Annotated in this window: 18 protein-coding genes; 13 read left to right on the plus strand and 5 right to left on the minus strand. The window is 43.2% G+C overall.

Annotation, left to right across the window (positions count from 1 at the left end; all coding sequences use genetic code 11):
* Positions 1-196 precede the first annotated feature (196 nt).
* From QFZ77_RS21995 to QFZ77_RS22040, 10 genes are all read left to right on the plus strand, one after another.
* The gene (locus tag QFZ77_RS21995) at positions 197-2,458 is read left to right on the plus strand and encodes an AraC family transcriptional regulator (RefSeq protein WP_307442680.1); all 2,262 of its coding nucleotides are present in this window, start codon (positions 197-199) and stop codon (positions 2,456-2,458) included.
* Positions 2,459-2,713: 255 nt separating this feature from the next.
* The gene (locus tag QFZ77_RS22000; RefSeq protein WP_307442682.1) at positions 2,714-4,345 is read left to right on the plus strand and encodes an extracellular solute-binding protein; all 1,632 of its coding nucleotides are present in this window, start codon (positions 2,714-2,716) and stop codon (positions 4,343-4,345) included.
* Between the two features lie 177 nt (positions 4,346-4,522).
* Positions 4,523-5,380 (plus strand): ABC transporter permease, encoded by an 858-nt coding sequence (locus tag QFZ77_RS22005; protein ID WP_307449730.1) that lies wholly within the window; start codon positions 4,523-4,525, stop codon positions 5,378-5,380.
* 25 nt (positions 5,381-5,405) lie between these two features.
* Positions 5,406-6,296 carry a carbohydrate ABC transporter permease gene (locus QFZ77_RS22010; RefSeq protein WP_373462632.1) on the plus strand — a complete coding sequence of 297 codons (891 nt, stop codon included), beginning with the start codon at positions 5,406-5,408 and terminating at the stop codon, positions 6,294-6,296.
* A gap of 609 nt (positions 6,297-6,905) precedes the next feature.
* Positions 6,906-7,184, plus strand: a complete 279-nt coding sequence (locus QFZ77_RS22015; RefSeq protein ID WP_307442685.1) for a hypothetical protein — start codon at positions 6,906-6,908, stop codon at positions 7,182-7,184.
* Positions 7,185-7,377: 193 nt separating this feature from the next.
* Positions 7,378-7,803 carry a hypothetical protein gene (locus tag QFZ77_RS22020; protein WP_307442687.1) on the plus strand — a complete coding sequence of 142 codons (426 nt, stop codon included), beginning with the start codon at positions 7,378-7,380 and terminating at the stop codon, positions 7,801-7,803.
* A 298-nt stretch (positions 7,804-8,101) separates the two neighbouring features.
* Positions 8,102-9,850 (plus strand): pectate lyase, encoded by a 1,749-nt coding sequence (gene pelA / locus QFZ77_RS22025; protein ID WP_307442689.1) that lies wholly within the window; start codon positions 8,102-8,104, stop codon positions 9,848-9,850.
* A gap of 153 nt (positions 9,851-10,003) precedes the next feature.
* Positions 10,004-10,294 (plus strand): hypothetical protein, encoded by a 291-nt coding sequence (locus QFZ77_RS22030; protein ID WP_373462633.1) that lies wholly within the window; start codon positions 10,004-10,006, stop codon positions 10,292-10,294.
* Between the two features lie 134 nt (positions 10,295-10,428).
* The gene (locus tag QFZ77_RS22035; protein ID WP_307442691.1) at positions 10,429-10,596 is read left to right on the plus strand and encodes a hypothetical protein; all 168 of its coding nucleotides are present in this window, start codon (positions 10,429-10,431) and stop codon (positions 10,594-10,596) included.
* Between the two features lie 288 nt (positions 10,597-10,884).
* Complete coding sequence (locus QFZ77_RS22040; protein ID WP_307442693.1) at positions 10,885-11,361, plus strand: DinB family protein; 477 nt, start codon at positions 10,885-10,887, stop codon at positions 11,359-11,361.
* Positions 11,362-11,676: 315 nt separating this feature from the next.
* On the opposite strand, the gene QFZ77_RS22045 is transcribed toward QFZ77_RS22040, so the two are convergent.
* Together QFZ77_RS22045 and QFZ77_RS22050 are read right to left on the minus strand one after the other, a co-directional pair.
* Positions 11,677-15,267 (minus strand): family 10 glycosylhydrolase, encoded by a 3,591-nt coding sequence (locus QFZ77_RS22045; RefSeq protein WP_307442695.1) that lies wholly within the window; start codon positions 15,265-15,267, stop codon positions 11,677-11,679.
* A 624-nt stretch (positions 15,268-15,891) separates the two neighbouring features.
* Positions 15,892-16,089 (minus strand): hypothetical protein, encoded by a 198-nt coding sequence (locus QFZ77_RS22050; RefSeq protein ID WP_307442697.1) that lies wholly within the window; start codon positions 16,087-16,089, stop codon positions 15,892-15,894.
* A 326-nt stretch (positions 16,090-16,415) separates the two neighbouring features.
* Between QFZ77_RS22050 and QFZ77_RS22055 the strand changes: the two genes are divergently transcribed.
* From QFZ77_RS22055 to QFZ77_RS22065, 3 genes are all read left to right on the plus strand, one after another.
* A complete protein-coding gene (locus QFZ77_RS22055) occupies positions 16,416-17,183 on the plus strand; it encodes an SGNH/GDSL hydrolase family protein (RefSeq protein WP_307442699.1) in 768 nt (255 codons plus the stop codon).
* A 327-nt stretch (positions 17,184-17,510) separates the two neighbouring features.
* Positions 17,511-18,071, plus strand: coding sequence for a GNAT family N-acetyltransferase (locus QFZ77_RS22060; RefSeq protein ID WP_307442700.1), 561 nt, complete (start codon positions 17,511-17,513; stop codon positions 18,069-18,071).
* Positions 18,072-18,450: 379 nt separating this feature from the next.
* Entirely contained in the window at positions 18,451-18,945 is a 495-nt protein-coding gene (locus QFZ77_RS22065; protein ID WP_307442701.1) for a DinB family protein, read from the plus strand.
* 545 nt (positions 18,946-19,490) lie between these two features.
* Here QFZ77_RS22065 and QFZ77_RS22070 read toward each other — a convergent pair.
* The 3 genes from QFZ77_RS22070 to QFZ77_RS22080 form a co-directional block, all read right to left on the minus strand.
* Positions 19,491-20,198: a glycosyltransferase family 2 protein gene (locus QFZ77_RS22070; RefSeq protein WP_307442702.1), complete on the minus strand. Its 708-nt coding sequence runs from the start codon at positions 20,196-20,198 to the stop codon at positions 19,491-19,493.
* A gap of 37 nt (positions 20,199-20,235) precedes the next feature.
* A complete protein-coding gene (locus QFZ77_RS22075) occupies positions 20,236-20,640 on the minus strand; it encodes a hypothetical protein (protein WP_307442703.1) in 405 nt (134 codons plus the stop codon).
* A gap of 202 nt (positions 20,641-20,842) precedes the next feature.
* Positions 20,843-22,210 carry a DUF7948 domain-containing protein gene (locus QFZ77_RS22080; RefSeq protein ID WP_307442704.1) on the minus strand — a complete coding sequence of 456 codons (1,368 nt, stop codon included), beginning with the start codon at positions 22,208-22,210 and terminating at the stop codon, positions 20,843-20,845.
* Positions 22,211-22,266 lie beyond the last annotated feature (56 nt).

Here is a 22,266-nt window from a genome sequence, read left to right on the forward strand (position 1 = left end):
CCACAAATCATTGAACTAACGGAAAGAATAGCTCAATTCTCTATCTTTACATATTCCCTTTTTTTATTATAATTCAAAGCAAAGGATATCTAAGCCCATGGGAAGTCGGTGTTTTCCTCAACATTGGTTTATCCCATCATGTAACCGCTTACTTTGAATGCTGCATTTTGAGGCCTATTCCAGAAGGGGGACACTTATGAAAAAAAACAGGTTCAACCTGTTGGCCAAATTGTTGATTTCCTATATATTAGTGCTGCTGTTTCCCGTCATCGTTATTCTATTCTACTATTACCCGAATTCAACGGAAGTTGTGAAGCAAAAGGAAATGGACTGGAACGCTCATGTCACCGCACAGTTCATGAACTCGATGGATATTTTCACCCGTTATGTGTACAACCTCCCGTCGGAGCTAGTGAACAACCAGGAGATCAAGTTGTACTTGGCTGGGGACGACGATTATCAAAGAGTCGTCATTGCAAACGAAATGCGGAAATACAATGCGACGGATGCATTCATCGACAACACCTTCTTGTATGTTAAAAGCATCGGTTTTCTGTTTGCCAAGACAGGAAGTGCCTACAGTATTCACGATTTCGAGAGTCCAGGAGTCGGATATTATTACGAAAATTGGCCGCATAAAGCCATGTTCGAGGAATTGAACAACTTGACTTCACCAACGGTTCGGCCGGCGGAAAACGTCATCGTATCCGGCAATAACCGGATGCGAATGTTGACTTTTTTATCGCCGTTACCGTTAGGCGGACTCAACTCGCCCGGTACAGTGCTCATCATGGTGAAAGAGGAAACGATTATCCGGCTGATGAAGTCGGTTTCCGAAGCTTTTACTGGTGATTTCTTTATTTTTGACTCAAAGGGAAATCGTTTGGTCGCTTCAAACGAAACCTCATACAGTAATTCAAGTGAATTCAAAGATTTGGTGTCCGGCTTGGGTGAGCGTCGGTCCGGATCAGGTATTTATCAGATCAACGGCAAATCTTTTATCGTTTCGCACGAAGTATCGGATAAAAACGGCTGGAAATATGTCACTCTGATGGCTGTGTCTGAAACGTTGCAAGATATCCGATTGATCCAGCGTAACACCGTCGTTCTTTTTATTTTGATTTTATTGCTCGAAGTGATTGTCATCTATGTGTCCATCCGTAAAAATTATCATCCGATCAAAGGCTTGGTCCATTTCGCTAAAAACCTGTTTACGCTAAGAGAGCCGAGAACAATGAACGAAATCGATACGATACGGTATGCGCTCGATCAACTTTCTTCCGCCAACTGCAGGCTAGACGAGAGGGTAAAAAGTACGCTACCAGTTATGCGTGATAATCTGTTGTTCGAGCTGATATGCGACCGTTACCCGACATGGGATGCGTTTCAAAAAGAGGCCGATCCGTACGGAGTTTGCTTCAACTATTCTCATATTGCGGTTGCTGTCCTTTCTTGCGAAACAAAAGAAGGCGGCATCGAAGCGTTTGCTGAATATTGCCGGATAGAGGAGAACAGCTTGCCTGAAGGACTTCAAGGTTACTTCTTCAATAGCATTTATAATCAAGAGATCGTCTTTGTTGGTTCCCACAATCAGAACTTTCAATTGAAGGCGTATCTTTGCGGTCTTCAGCAGGAGCTGCTCGAACGGACCGGCATACGTACACTGATCGGAATTGGAACACCGGGACAATCCTCGGAAGGGGCTCACCTCTCTTATTTGCAGTCCATTCGCGCTGCCGAGCATCTTCGGGTCCGGAATCAATACTCGGTTCTTGTTTTCGACGAAATCGAAGTCCAGCAAACCAGCGCAGTTTCCTATTTTGCAGAACAACTGCAATCACTTGAGCTATTCATTTTAAAAAACGACGTCTCCGCAGTTGAATCGGTTATGGAGCGCATCATCGCATATATCGGGCACGACGGTACGCCGCCGCATATGGTCAGAGCTGTTTATATGAACACGGTCATCGTCATATTCAACGGATTGCAGCGTTTCCGGCAGGGCGACCAAAGCTTGCTGCAATTGACCAGCGTCTCTTACCTTCATCGTTACACGATCGAGCAGATGATCGATATTATGCGTGAAAGCTGCTGTAAGCTTTGCGATCTCATTCGCAGCTCACAGCCAACTTCCAGGACAGCGTCACAGAATGACATCCTTGCGTTCATTGAAGGAAATGGCATGTATCCTGAATTTTCGCTGCAGCTGATTGCCGATCATTTTAGCATGTCGATCTCAAACTTCAGCTATCACTTCAAGAAAACGATGGGACAAAATTTCAAGGAATATATCGATCAGCTTCGTATCCAAAAATCCCTTGTATTACTTCGAAGCTCAGATGAAACGCTGGAATTGATCGCGCAGCAAGTCGGCTATTCGAATACGTCGAGTTTTATTCGCTCCTTCAAAAAAGTGGTCGGCATTACGCCGGGCCAATACCGGGATTCAAAAAAATGAAAGTAAGCTACCCGTTGTAGAGAGCGTGGTAGCCGTTTTTTTTCGTAAAGATGCATTTTTTGAAGATATGCAATTTTTGAAATCCGTCTATAGGACGCATCTGCAAGCGCTTTCGGAATACCGTTGTTAAGCGGTTTCAAAAAATGGGGATTCATCAAAAACTGATCGTTTACGCCTCCTCGAACGAAGATTACAGTTAAGGTGGAATCGGCAAGGATTGTGCATAACCAATACTTTTGAGGGGTGATGACGGCAATGCGTAAAAAATTAGCAGTTGTACTATCATTGTTTATGGTTTCTGCCGTAGTAATGGCAGGCTGCAGCGAATCCAGCTCCAAAACCGAAGGAACTAGCGACACGGGTTCGGGAAATGCAGGTAAAAGCGGTACGAAAGTACAATTAACGGGCATAATGGTCAAACACCCGCTTACAAAACCGCTTGCAGAAATGGAATGGCTGAAAAAGGTGGAAGAAGAAGCTGGCGTTGAAATCAAGTGGCAAGAAATTACGGCAGACTGGGGACAGAAGAAGGGTACTATGCTTGCCAGCGGTGATGTTCCGGATTTATTTGTTGGTGCTAATGTCATTACAGACGCCGATTTCGCGCAATTTCAAGGCCTGTTCCAAGATTTGACCGATTTGGTCAATAAAGATGCTCCGAATGTTCAAATGATGTTCAAAGCTAAGCCCGAAACCAAAGACATCGCCACGCAGCCTGATGGAAAAATTTATGGGTTGCCCAAATACCAGCGCTTTTGGCCCGCTTCTGCTACAAGACAATTTATCAATAAAAAATGGTTGGACAATCTGGGATTAAAAATGCCAACAACATGGGATGAATTATATAATGTGCTGGTAGCATTTAAAGAAAAAGATGCTAATGCAAACGGCGATCCGAATGATGAGATCCCCATGGACTGGCCGGGAGGTATCGGCGGATATTTCAATCCTGCTGTTCTCTTGGGAAGTGAAGGCATTACTTTATCCGATGGAAGCCCCCAAGGTTATTATGTAGAAAACGGGAAAGTGAAAAACTTCCTGATCGATGAACGTTTTAAAAATTTAGTCGTATTCTTGAATAAATGCTACGCAGCCAAATTGATTAACCCAGAAGTATTTACGCACGATTACACGAAATACCAGTCAATTGCCCGCGGTACGGGAGATACGGCGAAAGTCGGATTCACATGGGGTTGGGTCGCTTCAGACAGATTCGGAGACCAATTGGCTCCGCAATATACATCCATGTCTCCATTAAAGATGTCAGCAGACTCTAACTCTAAAATAGCTTGGAGCTATGACTACAACTCCCTAAACTTTGGAAGCAACATGGTTGTCATGTCGGCGAAAACGAAAAATAAAGATGCGGCTATGAAATTCATCAATCAGTTGTATGACCCTAAAGTCAGCATGCAGGTCTTGTTTGGTTCACTAGGTTCGAATATTAAAGATAATGGAGATGACAGTTACAGCGTATTGCCTCCGACAGATTCCAAAATGGATCCTGGCACATGGAAATGGACATCTACGATGGCAGATAACGGACCTATATATATTTCAGATTCTTTAAAATTGAGTCTTGGCAAAGATATGAGCGAGGTTCTTACACAATCCGAATCGCTAAAGAGCGCTCTGAATGTGAGTACAAAGTCGGATGTATTCCCTGGCTTGTTTATCAAATATTCGACTGCGGACAATAACACATTAAGCTTGAACAACACGAATCTCATGAATTTGGCGAATCCCAAATTTGCGCAATGGGTTACCAAAGGCGGCATTGAATCCCAATGGGATGCTTATGTGAAAGAATGCCAAAAAGCCGGATTGCAGCAAAATATCGATATTATGCAAAAATACTACGTTAGCTTCATGAGTAAGAACAAATAATATAGCATGATGATAGATGCTATACCATCTTTGTGGACGGTATAGCATCTATCCAAAAGGGAGAATGCCTGGATGAGCTCTCAAATAAGCGAAATCGATAAACATACGGTCAGTATCCGATTAACTAGAAAACCGACTGTCGTAAGCACGTTCAAACGCGACCACCAATTGTGGATTATGATTTTTCCTGCAATCGCTGTTATATTACTTTTTAATTATGTACCGATGTACGGCATTCAACTTGCTTTCCGGGACTATGATTTTACCAAAGGGCTCACAGGAGGAGCATGGCACGGACTCTACTACTTTAAACAATTTATGAACAGCTATTTGTTTGTCGATTTAATGAAAAATACGTTTACCATAAGTTTGGCGTCGATTGTATTCGGGTTCCCCGCTCCTATTATTCTGGCATTGATACTGAATCAGATCAGAAGAAAAAGAGCAAAGCAAACCTTACAAACGACTGTGTATTTACCTCACTTTATTTCGACCATCGTATTGGTTGGGATGCTAAATGTTTTGTTATCGCCGGAAACCGGCATTGTTGGATACCTGATGAAGTCCATTGGTATGGGCGATGTTAATTTGCTGGCTTCTACAAATACATTCATGCCCGTCTATGTACTTTCCGATATTTGGCAGCATTGCGGATGGAACAGCATTATTTATTTAGCTGCGCTTTCCACTGTCGATCCGCAATTGTATGATTCCGCCAAAATTGATGGGGCAAGCAGATGGCAAACGATACGTTATGTGGATATACCAGCTATTGTTCCTACGATGATTATTTTGTTTATTCTCAGCATGGGGAATGTGCTCGGTACCGGCTTTGAAAAAATCTTTTTAATGCAAAATGCGTTAAATCTTCCTGTTTCCGAGGTTATTGCCACTTATGTATATAAAATCGGTATTGTATCTAATCAATTCAGTTACTCGTCGGCAATTGGTTTGTTCAATACGGTCATTAATTTTATTTTCTTGATTGCCGTGAACGCCATCTCGAAGAGATTTTCAAATATGAGTCTATGGTAATTGGATGTCGAAGGGAGGAGTGGACTTGAGTCTATTAAGCAAGAATGGCAATGAAATCATATTCCGTCTTATTCTATTTGTGCTATGTGTTTTGATCTTTCTACTCATTGCATATCCTTTATATTTTATCATTATTGCATCTGTTAGTGACTCTACCCTTGTTTCAACCGGTCAAGTTTTATTTATACCGAAAGGCATCAGTTTTTTTGGATACCAGGAAATTTTTAAAGACGCTAGAATTTGGGTCGGTTATCGTAATACACTTGTCTACACATTTCTCGGAACTTTTGTAAATTTGCTGTTCACCTTACCGGCAGCCTATGTGCTATCAAGGAAAGAATTTATGGCTAGACGTGCTTTAATGTTGATCTTCGTCATTACGCTATTTTTTAACGGAGGCTTAATTCCAACTTACTTATTAATGAAAGGGCTGCATTTGACAAACACGATGTGGGTTTTCATTTTGCCATTTTCCGTTAATGTGTTCAATCTCATTATTGCGCGAACGTTTTTTGAAACGTTGCCATCGGAATTGCACGAGGCAGCTGCTATGGACGGTTGTTCTCATTTCAAGTATTTTATACAGGTGGCTATGCCTTTGTCCAAAGCGCTTATATCCGTTATCGGCCTTTATTACTTGGTCGCACACTGGAATGATTTCTTCACGGCTTTAATTTATATAAGAAAAAATGAGCTGCAGCCGCTGCAAATCATTTTAAGGGATATTCTTTTATCGAATCAGGTTTTTGCGAGTGGAGCAGGCGTTGGCGGCGATGCGGGAGGCTATGCGCAAAGATATGCGGATCAAATCAAGTATGGTGTTATCATCGTATCTACGCTGCCGATTTTAATCCTATATCCTTTTATACAAAAATACTTTGAAAAAGGCGTATTGATTGGCTCTATAAAAGGCTGAGCGTGGGGAGTGATGGATGTGGGGTTCCAACCGCTGTTGAATCTCACAGCCAACACTCTTCTGTTATACTATTTGTATGAAGAACGATAATGGAGGAGCTAGCAGGGATGCAGCTCCTTTTTCATTGTAACGGGCAGATCACTTGCAACAAAATTAATACTTAGGGAGTCTATATCAGGGGGACAATATCTGGAAAAGGGTGGGAGATAATGCGGAAATTCAGTGTTTTTATAATGGTGTCCTGTATACTCTTGGCAATATATTTTGTCGGTCTAACCGCGCAAATAACTAGTGGTGACCATATCTGGTGGGGGTTATCTAAAGATTCTGCCCATTATTTTTATTTACCGTGTATTATTTTAGCGTTTATTTGCTTGATTATTTATTTAAAGTCTGATGATTAAGTTTACCTCTTGCCGATGTTTGTATTAACGGTAAACGAGGGTAACATAACGACACAGGTTGCCAATCATCGGCAGCCTCTTGAGCTATAGTGCAGCAGTTTAGTGCGCTATTAAATCAGGTACTAGAAGAAGATAGCACTACTTAAATAAACCCAAACACCTTATAATCTGTTTAAAAGATACCTAAAAGGGAGTTATTAAACTAATGTTTAAGCTTGCCTTGCCTGTAGTGCTTTCATTGTTATTTTCATTGTTTTACAGTATCAAGCTAAATAATAACCAAAAATTTTCCACTATAATTTCAATCGCAAAAGTTATTAATATTGTTTGTTTGCTTATAGGTACTGTTTGGTGGTGGGTAACTGAACCAGATGGATTGGGTCAAGTTATACAAATCATTATTTATGCTATCTGTTTTGGCTTTATATTATTAACTAACATTACTGCTATCTTAGTTGCAAAAAAGCGTGGAAAGACTAAATAATTAGTTGTATTTATTTATCGAGGTTAGCCTTCTCCGCTAAAGCGATATCTAACCAACATAGAGATGATTTTGCACACACTCCTACGCCCTTTAAGGTAAATAACATTTTATTGATGTACATGCGTTACATATTGATTAAAGGTTTAGAGGATAAGATTCATGTTAATCAGAGCGAATAACGGAGGATGGGGTAATGCCACGAATCACAAAGATAATTTTAAGTTGTTTTTTGCTGATTAATTTAGTTGGATGTTATAAAGATCCTAAAGTTGAAGGGGCAAAAAAGATAAGCCAAATGGAAAGAACAAAAACTTCGGAAGGGATATTGAATCAAAACAAGGATGCTGACATTATATGTGTTTACGGATCGCGGTTTTATATACGCGCGGAGAATCAGGAAAAGTACACACAAATGAGCTTGAAAATCAACCATGAATTAGGTGAAATAAAGAAGAAGTATACCGCAAAGCACGCCTTTGACGATTATATGTCTACGAAATTACCAGTAGGAACGAAAGTATATACGATACAGGGTGAAATGCAATCTGAATTGCTGCTTGTAAGAGAGGGACTAGACTACGTTGTTTATGTTTATAAGGCATCAAAGGAATTAGAATAATAAGGGAATTAGGAGAGGCAGGAACAAAGCTGTTTATAGGTGAAACCGCAGTTATTGAGATCACGGGACTTCGCAATCCTTGTTCACAAATTGACAAGAGAAATACGGGTTATCTCTTATTTTGGACAAATAGATTAAAGAAAAGGGGTAAAATGACAATTTTGAAGCAAGAATTCGCTCAGATTATCCATTACAATAAATAAACAGATCCTCGCGAAATCGCTTACATCATTCCGCCAAGGATTACAAGCTTGCTTTTGAAAAACTCATCCCATCACTTACAAGGAGGTATACATCTATGTTAATGAATAAAGTGAAGAAGCGAATGCTGCTCCCGGCGGTGTGCTCATTAGGAATGCTGATGCTTTCTATCAGTCCCGCGGCCTTAGGAGCCGATTCCACCGGTGCGGAAGCTCCTAAGATTGTCAAGGCGGAGGCTGTTACACCTACCATGGTGAAGGTTACCTTCAACGGCAAACTGAGCACCTTCAATCCCGACGACCTGGAGCTCGATGCGGCCTTGGGCGATTGGTACAGCCTCAATCCTAAGCTGACAAAGACGTTCACCATTAAGAAGGTGACGGAGGAAACAAATGCAGACGGCCGGACAACGGTCCTGCTCGAGACGGAGCAGGCGATGAATCCGGATGCTACGATCACCCCGCCGATCACGGAGAATCCGAAGAGCGTTCCTTTTCAGAAGGCAGCCTATTATACGGGAGACGCAGCGAAAGACATTCAGCAGGCGGACAACCTGTTAACCTGGCAGACAGCGGAAGGAGGCTGGTATAAATACAGTATCAGCGACAAATACGGTCGGGCTTGGGACGGCCAAGAGATAAAGTCGGACTGGCGAACCAAAGACGGAAAGGATATCGGAACGATCGACAATAATGCCACAACGAATGAAATTCTGTTCCTCGCGTTGATGTACAAGCAGACCGGTGACCCTCGTTACAAGGCGGCTGTAGATAAAGGGTTCCAGTTCCTTCTGACGATGCAGTATCCGAGCGGAGGTTGGCCGCAGGTCTATCCTGTGCGTGGGAATTATTCCGATTATGTGACATACAACGACAATGCCATGATGCGTGTGATGAACGTTCTGACTATGGCCAAGAACAAGAATTATCCGTTTAATACCGATATCGAAACGGAAGACATTGCCGTCAAGCTGCAGGACAGCTTGGACCGGGGCTTGGATTATATCCTCAAGTCCCAGATTGCCGTTAACGGCGTGCTGACCGCATGGTGTGCACAGCATGATCCGGTGACCTATGAGCCGAGGGGGGCCAGAGCATATGAGCATCCGTCCATCTCGGGCTCGGAATCGGTGGATATTGTCAAGTATTTGATAGCGCTTCCCAATCAGACGCCGGAAGTGAAAAAAGCGGCGGAAAGCGCATTGGCTTGGTTCGATGCGAATAAATTAGCCGGTATCAAGTACGTCTCCGGAGATAAGAACAATGTATATTTCGTACCGGATCCGGCGAGCACATCATGGTATCGCTTCTATGAAGTCGGAACGAACCTGCCGATCTTCTCCGGCCGTGACGGGATTATCAAGCATAACATTCTGGAGATCGAGGCCGAGCGCCGCAACGGGTACAGCTGGGGAGGTTCCTGGCCGCTGAATTTGCTCAAGAGCGCTAACAGCACAGGCTACTTTGAGAAACGGGTCTATGTAAAAGTCGTGGGCAGTGGCTCGCAATCGGCGTCCGGTCAATCCTTAACGGCGGGAGATGTGAAGAGAGTCGAGGATTCGATTGCGCCGGTGATTACGCTTCAGCCGTTTGGCAAGAAGACAGGCAATCACTATAACATCGATAAATCACCGTGGACCTTGAGCGGTACGTTAAGCGAGAAGGCAGAGTTAAGGGTGAATGGAGTCCAGGAGCAGGTGAATGGCAATCTGAGCTTTACCTCGGCGCCGATCCCGCTGCATTCGGGTATGAATGACATCACGGTAACCGCAGTGGATGCGGCCGGGAACCAATCGGTTCCGCTCACGCTTCAAGCGGTTCCGACGGAAGGTACGGTGAAGCCTTAATTCACAAAATAGGAGATAACAAGGCGTGCCCCCTCTGTAGAATCAAGTCTATAATAAAACTCGCCCCGCATTTAAATATATAAACTCAGACCTCAGCCCATTGCTGTGGGTCTCTTTGTTACAATTCAACTAAATGACAGGTTAGTTGATAAATTGCCTACATTCAACATCCAAAAGATGTCGGTTAGCGTAGTAATATTTGTTTGTTGTAATCCCCCTGAAAAACAACCTCTTGTACTACCAAATAACCCACAAGCACATGCGGTGATTTATTTTGATGATCCAGATGGAAACTCACTTGAGTTCATAACACCATTACGTTTAGACTACGATGAAGAATTTCCAATGATGGCAGTTGAAAAATCGAAAACAAAAAGAATGATTCATTGGCATCCTTTAATATTTTTTATTAAAGCTCGTCGATTGCTAGAACTATGTAAATGAATCTCGTAGAAATGCTTTTATTAGAGTATGAATCACTGATTTTGACGTCCATATCTTGGTATAATTTCAGGTCCAAAAGCAAAAACTATATTGGATTTGAAGAATCAACCATACCTTAATAATGGAGGGATTTTATGAGTAACAGCTTAGATGCAATCAAAGCCGATCAAGCAAACTTTCTGGACAAAACTGAGGATGAAGTAAAAGAGGTTGCTGCCACAACTGATGTGAATGAAGCGGTAGAAGCCATCACAGCTCATATTAACAAATACGATGAGCAAGAAGATGAGACAATTCAATAAAGACTATTGATATCTCGGCCAAATGAACCTCAGGGCTTTATTGTTGATTGGCTGCTAGGAGATCCAACAGCATCCTTAGTTAAACTAACGATAAACGTTATTTCAATTTTCCCTAAGAAAAATCCAAAACATAAATGTAAAGCCTAGACTTCTCCCCGAAGGCTAGGCTTTTATTTATTCTTGCTCAGTGTTACTTAAAACCATTTTCTCTATAGTCATCGAGTATATGCTTATCATATACTTAATTGGAATTTAGATAAATTCCTTTATAAGAATGGAGTGAATGTATTGCAAACCATGTTCCATTACAATTGGCAAGTCAGGGAAGATTGGTATCGGTGGTGTGAAGATATTTCACCAGAGGACTTACTTCGGGATAGAATCGGAGGGGCAGGGGGAATTTTGCGTACACTTTTCCATATCATTGACGTAGAGTGGAGCTGGATTCGATCTTTGCAAGGGAAGCAAGATTTCCAAGAAAACTTTGAAGTTTACAATAGACTGGAGATGGTCCGCAAGCTAGATGCTGAATTCCAAGAGGAGGTAAGACCATTTGTACGGAACTGGGAGGAGAAATTGGAAAAAAAGATCTTTACTGACATAAGGCCAGATGGTAGCAGCGCATCTTATGCATGGGGGGAAGTCATGCGTCATGTAATCGCCCATGAAATACACCATATCGGGCAACTGTCAGTTTGGGCGCGTGAAATCGGCAAAAGGCCCGTTTCTGCCAATTTGATCGGCCGAGGGCTATCCATTTCATAGAAACGAGTAGACTTCGGGAGCTGTCCGCGAGGGCAGCTCCTTTTTGATGTTCATTGAAGTATCGGGCAGGATAGTTAAATATAATTACCAAATAAACGGAAATTTTGTGTTAAATTATAGATGAAGTACATTTTTTTCAAAAAATATTATTTAATATCACGATTTGGGTGAGGTTGTGTATGACAGGTAATTAAAGAAAGGTTATGATCTAGTTAAATATTTTTTCTTTCGAAGATTCATTTGTAAAGATACAACCTCGAATATTAAACTCCCTTGTTCCGGACGGAACAAGGGAGTTTTTAACTAGATTACGATTTATTGCAGAGACGCCGCCAAACGGATCAAGACGTCAGCCTGTTGCATCGTCAGCCTTTTGCCGGTTTGTGCCTGCACTTCATTGATAAAAGCATCGTAATTACCGTGCTCAAGCTTTTTCACAAGCGAGTTCGTAACCCCGACTGCACCCGGTCCTGTCACAAATGTACGGGTTACGTTCGCAACGGAACTAATTGTCGTCTGCACCGTGTATGTAAACGATGCAGATGCTGCGTTGCCGGCGGCATCCTGAACGTCGATGGTCACGACATGCGAGCCAAGACCCAGCTCATAGGCCGGAGCATGCACAAGGTTCGCGGTGCACGGATTATAGACGAGGCCCGAAACCGTATCGGAAGCGGTACATTTTATTTGAACGGTTTGGTCTACGGAGAAAGTGGTCCCGCCGCCCATTTGAATCACTGGGGCTGAACGGTCGATGCGAATTTCCATGCTTTTCGCTATTTCCACGTTGCCGGCGGCATCCTCGGACCGGTAAAGAAGGGGGGTCACTCCGTCGGCCTCAACGGTAACAAGCCCGCCGTACGGCTGCCAGCTTACGCCGTTGTCGGTGCTGTATTGCGTGGAACTGACGCCGGTCAGGTCGTCTGTCGCCGTAAGCTTCACGGTCGCCTCCGAAACGTACCAGCCGTTATGCATCGTTCCTTCAACGGTTGCCGTCGTCACAGGTGCTGTCACATCAAGTACGTTCGTTATCGCAATCGCGTTGCTGGCCGCACTTTCGTTGTGGAGGCGGTCCACAGCGGTAATGAGATAAGTATACCGCGAGCCGTCAACGGCAGTCCGGTCGATGAACGATCCCTTCGCGCCCTCCTGCTTGCGGACGGTAGCGACGATCTTCGACGCATCCTGCAAGCTTCCTGCCGTATTGCCCTCGAAACGGTAAACGACATAGTAGGCTGCGTCTGATAGACCATTCGCCCAAGTCAGCTCCACACCGGATGGTTTGCGGAAGGCGGAAGCGAGAACAGGGGCGTTCGGGGCTTGATCGTCGAGCCAAGGCATCGCAGGGACAAGGGTAGGGTAGCGGTAGAGATCGGTTTTTAACCGGTCCGTAAAGCCCAGCGGATTCGCCGGCAGCCATTTGGCACTGAAGAAGATGCTTCCTTTGACGTTACCGAAATTGCGATTATAGCTTACTTGGTCCCGCATTTCGTTCGGGTTCAGCCAACCTGGATCATTTGAGCCGATGCGATAGGTGGCCTGGCCGCTATAGAGGTGAACGTTTTTGCCGGCAACCGCGCCGTTCCACCATTCGATCAGCTTGTCGTAGGCGGCCGGCGAATAGCCCATGTACCAATAGATTTGCGGTGCGATGTAATCGATCCACTGCTGGTCAACCCATTTTTTCGAGTCCGCATAGATGGCGTCGTAGCTGCTGAGACCGTTCGTATCGGAGCCTGCCGGATCTTCCCCTTTATTTTTCCAGATGCCGAACGGACTGATACCGAATTTGACGTAGCTTTTCTCCTGCTTGATTCTGGTGCCTATCTCCTGTACGAACGAATTGACGTTGTTACGTCTCCAGTCCGCTTTGCTTGCAAAGCCCGTGCCGTATTTCTGAAAAGCATCCTGGTCGGGGAAGTCGACACCGCTGACCGGGTACGGATAGAAATAATCGTCAAAATGAACCGCGTCGATATCATAATTTTTCACGACTTCCATAATGCCGTCCATGATGAATTGCTTCGCTTCCGGAATTCCCGGGTTGAAATACAACTTCCCGCCATACGAAACGACCCAGTCCGGATGCTGGCGTGCAGGGTGATCCGGCACCAGTTTGTCGAGACGATCCTGCAGGCTGATCCGGTACGGGTTGAACCAAGCGTGGAACTCCATATTTCGCTTATGCACTTCCTCCATCATGAACGCAAGCGGGTTATAGCCGGGATCCTTGCCCTGCACGCCCGTCAGCCATTCCGACCAAGGACCGAATTGGGAAGGGTAAAAGGAATCCGCAGTCGGCTTTACCTGCACGATGACAGCGTTGATCCCTGTAGTTTGCAGCTGCTCCAGAAGCTTTGTGAAATCGCGCTTTTGTTGCTCCTGGTCCGTTACGCTTTTGTTCGGCCAGTCTATATTGTCGACTGTAGCGATCCACGCTGCTCTGAGCTCGGACTTCGGAATGGTGGCCACTTTGTTCACCGTCAAGTAGAAATCACTCGTTTTCCCGCCATACGTCGCAGTAATCCGGGAGGTGCCGAATTTCAGCGCCGTAACAACACCGCTTACACCCACCGCAGCGACTGCCGGGTTGCTGCTCGTATACGTAACGCCGCTAGTCAGCTCGACTTGCTCCGTAAGCCATGTGTAGGTGCCAAGCACTTTCGCCTGCAAGGTATCGCCAACCGTCATCGTATGGAGCTCAGTCAGCTTGATGCTCTGCAATATCGGTACAGGGGCGTTTACATTCAGCGTATAAGCTGTTGAGACGCCTTTATAGGACATTGTGATCGTTGTCGTTCCAGGTTTTACGGCTTTCACTAAGCCATCGGCATCGACGGTTGCAATATCAGGAGCACTGCTTTCAAATGTTGCTCCGCTCAGTACGGTAACGGGTTCGGTCATATCCGTGTACACTGCGTACAGGCGAATTTTATTCGTAGAGCCCGATTCCAGCTTCTCCAAGGAAGATTGCTCTATTCTAGAAGGCACGGCTGCGCTCGTTGAGACGGTCAGCACGTAAGATGCTTCAGGAGCCGTCCCATAGGAGGCATAGATTGTCGCTGTGCCTGACTGCAGCGCCCGGACTGTGCCGTTTGCGTCGACGGTTACGACCTGCTCGTTGCTACTGCGGAAAGATAGCCCGCTTGTAACGGGGACCGGCTCCGCTGCGTTCTGGTAAGTCGCGAATACTTGCGCCTTCTTCGATTCCCCAACCTGAAGCAGAGGCAGATCCACTAAATCGAGCCCGTAAACAGTCGAATCCGTGTAAAACGCCGTCAACTGGTCAAAATAGAGCGCACCTTTGTTTTTGTTGTTGTCTTTTGTCTCCGCGACATAGATTTGATTAAGCTTGATCGGAGCTCTCAGCGAGCTCGGAACGGATACAGTGATGTACTTCCATCCGGTCCAGTTCAGCCCGTTGCTGGAGGTGAAGTCAAGCGCTGAGACAGTTCCCGCCGAATCTTTGACTTGAGCGCGCAGCCAATGGTTGTTGCCATCGCCGTACACCCAGAGGCCGAGTCTCTTCGGAAGTCCCTGCAGCGTTCTGCCCGTTGTACCGTCCGGATCCTTGAAGTTGACGTAAGCCGCCGACGTTCCGGTCGTACCGGTAAAATCGTAGGACAATTTAATAACATGATAGCCGTAATAAATCGTTTCAGGTCGTCCGATAAGTCCGATGCTTGCAGTCGCCCTCGCCGAGGACGAGAAGAGATTAGCCGTTTGCTCAAAGCCTTCCACACCGGCGGCAGCCTGAATGCCGGCTAACGCCTGCACATCTGTGCTCAAAGCAGCCTCCGTGTCCGCGCTAGCAACGGGTACACCGAATATGATTGTGCTCAAGAACAATAATAAGACCATGGTAAAAGGGATTAATGCTGTGCGACTTTGAACAGATTTCTTCAATGGGATTCACTTCCTTCTCGTTATGTATTCGCTTACATGAAAGCCGAATAAACGGTTGTCCTCCTTTCTTCTTTTCTCTTGGCAAATGTTATAAAAAATTTCGGCTGCTTTTAGCATACAAAATAATATTTCAACATTCAATAATATACATGAAATTTAATTTTATTTAACAAAGGTTTTTCTCGATGAGTTTAATCCGACTTTGTTGAAGTGTTGCATGGGGTGGCGGAAATAACGATCTTTGATCTTTTAAATGCAATTTTGACATTGAAAATAGTGTAGTTCAGTATTAGGTATGAAAATCTACAAATCCTTCGATTTCGTGAGTGAAGCAACGTCAAGATCAACGGGGTGCTGGAGGATCATCAGGTTCTGGCCCTTATCAATCCGTTCGGGGATATCTATTCAACTAACACAGAACGATAGCAATTAATAGTGTTTTTTGACAAGTCAAAATGTAATTGTAAATGAACAAAAGAATGGATAGGGATTCAGATGTATTCTGAAAACTCTATCCATTCTTATTTTGCCAATAAAATGTCTAACATTGTATTCAATCGCTTATTTTTAATGGCTATATTGGACTTCCTTTGAACTTGTATGTATCTTTTTTTGAAAGGTAAATTACTTATCCTTGGCCACTTTCATATCTTCCTCGAATGTTGTTGGATAATCCAAAATAAAATACCCTTTTCCAATTCGCTCAATATCTTCGTTTGTAGCTGGCCTAACTACGAAAGCTCTATCCTTGATCCAGATGACCTCTTCACTCTCAGTACCAAGTAGATAGTCCTCAACCGTTGTATTTACAGCGTTTATCATAAACTCACTCCTTCTCATTAGTGGTCTGGGTCCCCATTATAACCCTCGCTGATTAATGCCAGATGAATAATAAATAACGTTTTATTACGGTTTTTAAACAATTACCCTTGCATACCTTTGGAGCTGTCTTTTTTTTTGCGAGCGCACAATAGTTTTTGCTGTGAGAGCTGTTCGGTCTACTGGTGGTGAAGCCTTGTGAAGGCCCGACACGAGGACACCGGAAGTGTATGAAGTGACTTACGCAGGGAACCTTAGTGAGTGAGGAAACAGATTTGCATAAGTAGTATAATGACATTTCAACTTTTGCCTAGAAAGGAATGATCAGGATGATGCATAGCAGAATGAACTCGTGGAAGCTCGGTTTGGCGTTCTCCTTGATCTTCTCGCTTCCGCTACCTGTTTCGTCCTCCGGGAAGACGGACGAATCGATTCAAACGTTCTATCAGAGCTCCAAATCAGGTAAGCTCATCAACTTCGTCGGCGATAGTACGACAGAAGCGGCTCAGGGACTATATGAACAGCTGGCCGAGATCTATGGGGCTCCCGGAGGCGTTCTGGAAGGGGCACGAATCCGCAACCGCGGCTCCAGCGGCAATACGCTGCATCATTTTGTTAACCAAATCGCTACCCACGACAATACACTCGACAATGTGATTCAAGACCAGGCAGACTTGTATGTCGTGTCATATGGGATCAACGACATTCGGGAAAGCAGCCCTACGCAGATTAAAGCCGATCTGAAGCTCGTCGTGGACAGGCTCTTGAAGGAAACTCACGGTGGGGTGCTGCTACGCATACCGAATCCATTCCTGTCAGTGAATCGCTGGAGCTATATTCATCTAGATATTGAGAACGCGCAGCTTTACTCCGATCAGCTTTGGGACGTGTACCATAGCTTCCGGGACTATGATCCGCGTGTCGATATTCTCGATGTCCCCAGCCTCGTGTTTGGACGTCAGGTTCGGCCGGAGCATCCGTTCATGCAGGATACAATCCATCCAAATGAAGCAGGCTACCGAGCGATCGCCGATGCGGTCGCTCAGAAAATATCCGGCCAGCTGGTCAAGCCGAATTCAGAGGCTTTAAAATATTGAAGAGAAAAACATCGATATTTATTCTGATGTGTTATTACTTAGGAGAAAAGGTCTTTTTTCCGTCTCAGAGGAGAGGGATGGGGTAGCTAGAACAGAGAGAATATTTTTCATCATCCCTGCGGAAAAAATGGAACCTAACCGAATGCGAATTTGTCTATTTCTATTGAGGTGATCATATTGGACAGCGAGTATATGCAGTACATAACGGAAATGGCCCTTTTTACATTGGACAATTTAATGAAGGAGTAAGGGCAGTATGTAACTCAACCTTTTGGTTTTAATAAATTGGATTATTTTGTATGATAGAAGTAAAAAAGAGGCTATGATATGAATCCGATTATGATTGATTTTCCAGACGAGTTTTATACAGAACGACTAATGATTAGAATGCCAAAACCAGGGGATGGTAAGGTTGTAAGTGAGGCTGTCAATGCTTCAATTGAAGAGTTAAAGCCTTGGATGAAGTGGGCGCAGGCTCAGCATTCCGAATATGATTCAGAAGTTGGGATAAGAGAGGCATACATTAGGTTTTTACGCCGAGAGAACCTAAGACTACTTGTATTTCTGAAGGATTCTGGGCAGTTTATAGCTTCTTCCAGCTTACATAACATTGACTGGGATGTACGCAAATTTGAAATAGGCTATTGGATTGATACACGTTATAGCGGAAAAGGGTATATGAATGAAGCAGTTCAGGGTATCTGTGATTTTGCATTTTATCATTTGAATGCTCGGAGATTGGAAATACGCTGTGATACTAAAAATACGAAAAGCAAGGCGATACCTGAACGGTTGAAGTTTAACCTCGAAGGTATTATTAAGAACGAAGACCTCTCAGTTGATGGAATTGAATTAAGGGATACATACATATTTGCAAAGATAAAATGACATTTATAAACGATTACACAAAATTATTATGCGATATATGGATTCAACTACCGGAAAACTATTGTTGAACAAACTAAAGGCTGCCGCGTGCAGCCTTTAGTTCTAACAGGCAGATTAACTCCATAAAAATCAAAAAGGAATACAATAGTTCAATTTTTAATTATTCAGATAGAACTCTTTCAAAAATGTTACAGATTCGTCAATTATAATTCCAAAAAAACTTCATTCGTCTTAATCTTGTCACTTGTTTCTGGGCTACTTCAATCCATTCAATAAAAGAGTTTTCTTATTAGACTCAGTCAGCTTTTCAAAAAACGTTCTTGCTACTTCATTTCTCTCCAATTCTTGGATCCCTAATGTTATAACTTTGGAGGTGGTAATGCTGATTAATGTGAAGGAAGTATTACTTGATCAATTAGCCGCTTGTCATGATGATGAAAGTTGGTTTAAACCATCTAAAACGATTTTAAATGATGTATCTGTAAATGATGCAGTCTGGAAAGCAGATGACTATCCTCACTCCATCTGTGAGATTGCGAACCATCTCATTTTCTGGAATGAAAAGTGGCTAAATCGGTTTATTAACGATGATTTATTTGAAAAAAGTAATATAACGAACGATGAAACTTTTGAATTGGAACACTTGAAGCAGAATGAAGCAAGTTGGAATGAGACCATTCGGAGGTTAAGTAATGGGTTTGTACAATGGCGAGAAGTTATTACGAACTGTGACGATTCTAAACTGGAAAAAAGAATACCGTCCTACTTCAATGCTCAGTGGTGGGGTGTGATATCAAATTTGTGTATCCATAACGCATACCATATTGGGCAGATGATGCTATTGAAAAAGCAAGTACAGAAATATCGATTGTAACGAGAAGTAAATCATATAAAGGCGTGGATTAAAGAGTTTGTTCAGCTAACGGTGAACAGGCTCAGGAATATGCGCCTCGATTGCTCATCCCAGAGGGGGAAAGCTCGGTGGGGAGCAGAAGTCTGACGGAACAAGCTACGCTTTTATTTTGGAGCAAAAAGGGAAGGGACCTGTTGTCATCGAGGATGTTTTTATTCCACGATAGAGCCTGAGCAATAGCCCATCCATTGGATGGATGCGAAAACCCTCATTTATTCGTCTTACTATGGCGTTTACGCCTAGGAAATCACTGCGATCCCCGGCTACCGCTATCTTACGACCTTACAAAAAAGAGGTCGACCAGAAAGATCTGGTGACCTCATAATACGAACGGGCAGAATTGTGTAGTGGAAATAGTAAAGAAGATGCAGCTCATTCATTTTTAAAAAGGGTGGAGCGCCGAAATAAAGGGGTATTGGTTTCTTTAAAGAATTAGGAGATACGTTCGACGTCGTCATGGAAAGTGGGGAATTTGGTGCATATGTGTTAGATTGATTTGAAATATCTTATTTTGCTCGGGTGATCATTTTTCGGAAATCCCTGGTTTTTGCAACTATCTGGCTTCTTGATAGAAGATGGTCGTCACTGGCTTTCCATGTGTGGCCTTTTTTGTTTTTTCTGCGGATCATTACATAATTGTAAGGACTTGAGGAGTATACTTTAAAGTGATTAATCCTGCATCTCTTTGCAAAGATCACATCTTCATTTAGTGAAACTTTTGGAAATCGGACTTTATTAAAAACACGCCTTTTAAAAAAAATGGTTCCACCGGTCACCCATTTCACGTATTTATGTTGTTTTTTGGGTGAGTGGAGGATGAGCAGATTTTTCCTTTTGATAAAAGCCAGATAAGCTCTTTTTCCCACAACATGTGCTTTCGAACGACGCATCGCCTTTATCTGCTCTGTCAAATAATATTTGGAGTAGTAGTCATCATCATCGAATTTTGCAATATAGGGGTGCTTCGTCTGTTTTATTGCGTAATTCAGACACTCACCCAAAGAGACTTTTTCCCGCCTCTTGTAAACGGAAACATTTTTATGGTCTTTTGTTTTTTTGCGGTACTTGGATAATTTCATGCCGTTTTTATTTAATACGATAATTAATTCTTTTATCGGGTAACGCTGTCTTTTATAATTTGCCAAGACATTACCAATAAAACTTGGCCTATTCGTACACGTAATGATCGATATTCCCCGCTTTCTTTGGCTCACGATATCTCCTCCCAGAATTTAAAAATACGAGTGCATTTCACTTTTTGCGGCGGTTTTCAAAATTCCCATAATCAATAAAAACGATTCGTCCATTACTTTTTAAACGTAGGTTATTAGAATTAAGATCATGAGGAATGATTCCATTCCTCATGAATGTCCTTCTCAAAGAGAATAGTTTTCGTTTATATTTTTTTGATCTGGGAAACATCCGACTGTACTTTTTCATTACTAAAATGCGATATCCATAGCCATAAGTTGTGATTTTTCCCAGGTGTTTTTTGATCCTAGATGGAGCTGATTTATATACAATTATTTCTTTCTTGTTGCTTAATCTCCCATTTTTAGATTTAGCCACTTTTATTACACGGCGATTACCCAAATCATATACTATTCGCCACTTACCTACCCCGATAACTTTCATTTTTTTAATCTTCTTTTTCATGTAACAATGATCCCCTCTCGTCAAAAGGTGTCGTGTTATTCTATTCAACATTGATAATAAGTTACAAAATATACCATAATTAGGCTTCGGTGAGTGGTGGCCAAGGAAAAATTTTGTAAGCACTGCGGATGGGTGTGGTGACATCGACTGGTATTACTGAATATTTCAACAATCACTCCCGCTAGTTGAACAAAACGCACAATTAATATTGATATTTAAAATTTCCATAGTCAATCACAACGATCTCCCCGTCAGAATTAAGACGCAAGTTTTGATAATTGGGTCCATCACGACCTGAAATCTCATAAGGAATTATTCGATTTCTCCTAAATTTCCCTTTCATATTAAAAAATTTTTTCATGTTTTCCTTATTTCTCCGGAAATTTGTTTTATAATTTTTCATTATTATCCAATTATATCTATCATCGTGCTTTAGGATGTGGCCAAGATGTTTTTTTATATCGGTTGGGGATGTCATGCATATTGTTACTTCTTTCTTGTTACTTTTTATCCCATATTTAGACTTGGCTACCTTTAGAACGTAACCATTACCCAGATCATATACAACTCGTCTTGAACCCAAACCGATAATGTTTTTACCTTGTATCATTTTTTTGATATTTTTGTCTAATGATACAAGATCTGCTCTCAGTGATTGGTTGCATGTTATTCTATTCGTTTTACTTATTCGTTTTCGTTTATTGTTTTTTCGAGAACCCGGCGGCCCGAAAGGTCCAGGCTCACATTGTAATCCTTGCGTTTCAGGAGGCTCGGGGTAGCCTTCCAGTCCTAGGGTTATTTGAGGATCTGGTAAACTGACAGGTCCGGATTCCCCTAGAAGTCCCGTTGGTCCTTGCATTACGGGGCAGGTAATTCGTATGGCAAAGGCGCCGGGCGCGGTGGGGAAATTGGCGGAATTAGTGTCTTCAGTCACGTATGCGTTACCGACCAAAGAATAACCTGTATGATAACCTTCGGTCATCTCAAATCCAACGCTTTGGCTTCCATCCGCTTCGGCTCTAATTACAAACCGGTATTCGACTGGGTTTTGGATGTGATCCTTTTTCTGATAATCCACTGGTTTGAGGTCCATGAACGTCCCGAAGGGGGTAACGATCAATAAATTACCGGAATCATCGATCCGGATCTCGTCTGCCCCCTCACAGATGAACCGAATATCCTCCATCCGGGCACCCGGCTGCAGCATCACATCATATTTCATATTCCCTTCGTGTCCTTGAAATACCACATCAATGCCAGGCCACATCTGCCGGTAGACGACTTCCCGATAGATGGGGAGATTCGAATAATGTTCATTAGGATCGCTACCGCGTCCTGTTTCCGGTGATGTTCCTTCAGGGGTCACGTCAGAACGGGCATTCAAAAAACGCAGAGCCAGACTCGGTTTATGAAAAAACGATAGTTTAGGATCAAACTCAAAGAAGGTCATCCCTACTTGTTCCTGACTAAAGGTATAACAAAATTCTTTGCCTTCCGCATAGAACCGAACCGCATCATTGAACTGTCCACCATTGGGAACAAACACTATAGGAAGCCCATAAGTCTCCAATATTCTCTGTTTCGTCTCTTCCTCAGGCTGCATGGGATCTTGTTTCCCCTTTCTAA

This window comes from Paenibacillus sp. V4I3, assembly GCF_030817215.1.
Taxonomy (GTDB): Bacteria; Bacillota; Bacilli; order Paenibacillales; family NBRC-103111; genus Paenibacillus_E.

Coding starts and splice junctions, on each gene's coding strand:
- QFZ77_RS21995 (WP_307442680.1), top strand. CDS start 197: ATGAAAAAAAACAGGTTCAACCTGTTGGCCAAATTGTTGATTTCCTAT.
- QFZ77_RS22000 (WP_307442682.1), top strand. CDS start 2,714: ATGCGTAAAAAATTAGCAGTTGTACTATCATTGTTTATGGTTTCTGCC.
- QFZ77_RS22005 (WP_307449730.1), top strand. CDS start 4,523: ATGATTTTTCCTGCAATCGCTGTTATATTACTTTTTAATTATGTACCG.
- QFZ77_RS22015 (WP_307442685.1), top strand. CDS start 6,906: ATGTTTAAGCTTGCCTTGCCTGTAGTGCTTTCATTGTTATTTTCATTG.
- QFZ77_RS22020 (WP_307442687.1), top strand. CDS start 7,378: ATGCCACGAATCACAAAGATAATTTTAAGTTGTTTTTTGCTGATTAAT.
- pelA (WP_307442689.1), top strand. CDS start 8,102: ATGTTAATGAATAAAGTGAAGAAGCGAATGCTGCTCCCGGCGGTGTGC.
- QFZ77_RS22035 (WP_307442691.1), top strand. CDS start 10,429: ATGAGTAACAGCTTAGATGCAATCAAAGCCGATCAAGCAAACTTTCTG.
- QFZ77_RS22050 (WP_307442697.1), bottom strand. CDS start 16,089: ATGATAAACGCTGTAAATACAACGGTTGAGGACTATCTACTTGGTACT.
- QFZ77_RS22055 (WP_307442699.1), top strand. CDS start 16,416: ATGATGCATAGCAGAATGAACTCGTGGAAGCTCGGTTTGGCGTTCTCC.
- QFZ77_RS22060 (WP_307442700.1), top strand. CDS start 17,511: ATGAATCCGATTATGATTGATTTTCCAGACGAGTTTTATACAGAACGA.
- QFZ77_RS22065 (WP_307442701.1), top strand. CDS start 18,451: ATGCTGATTAATGTGAAGGAAGTATTACTTGATCAATTAGCCGCTTGT.
- QFZ77_RS22075 (WP_307442703.1), bottom strand. CDS start 20,640: ATGAAAAAGAAGATTAAAAAAATGAAAGTTATCGGGGTAGGTAAGTGG.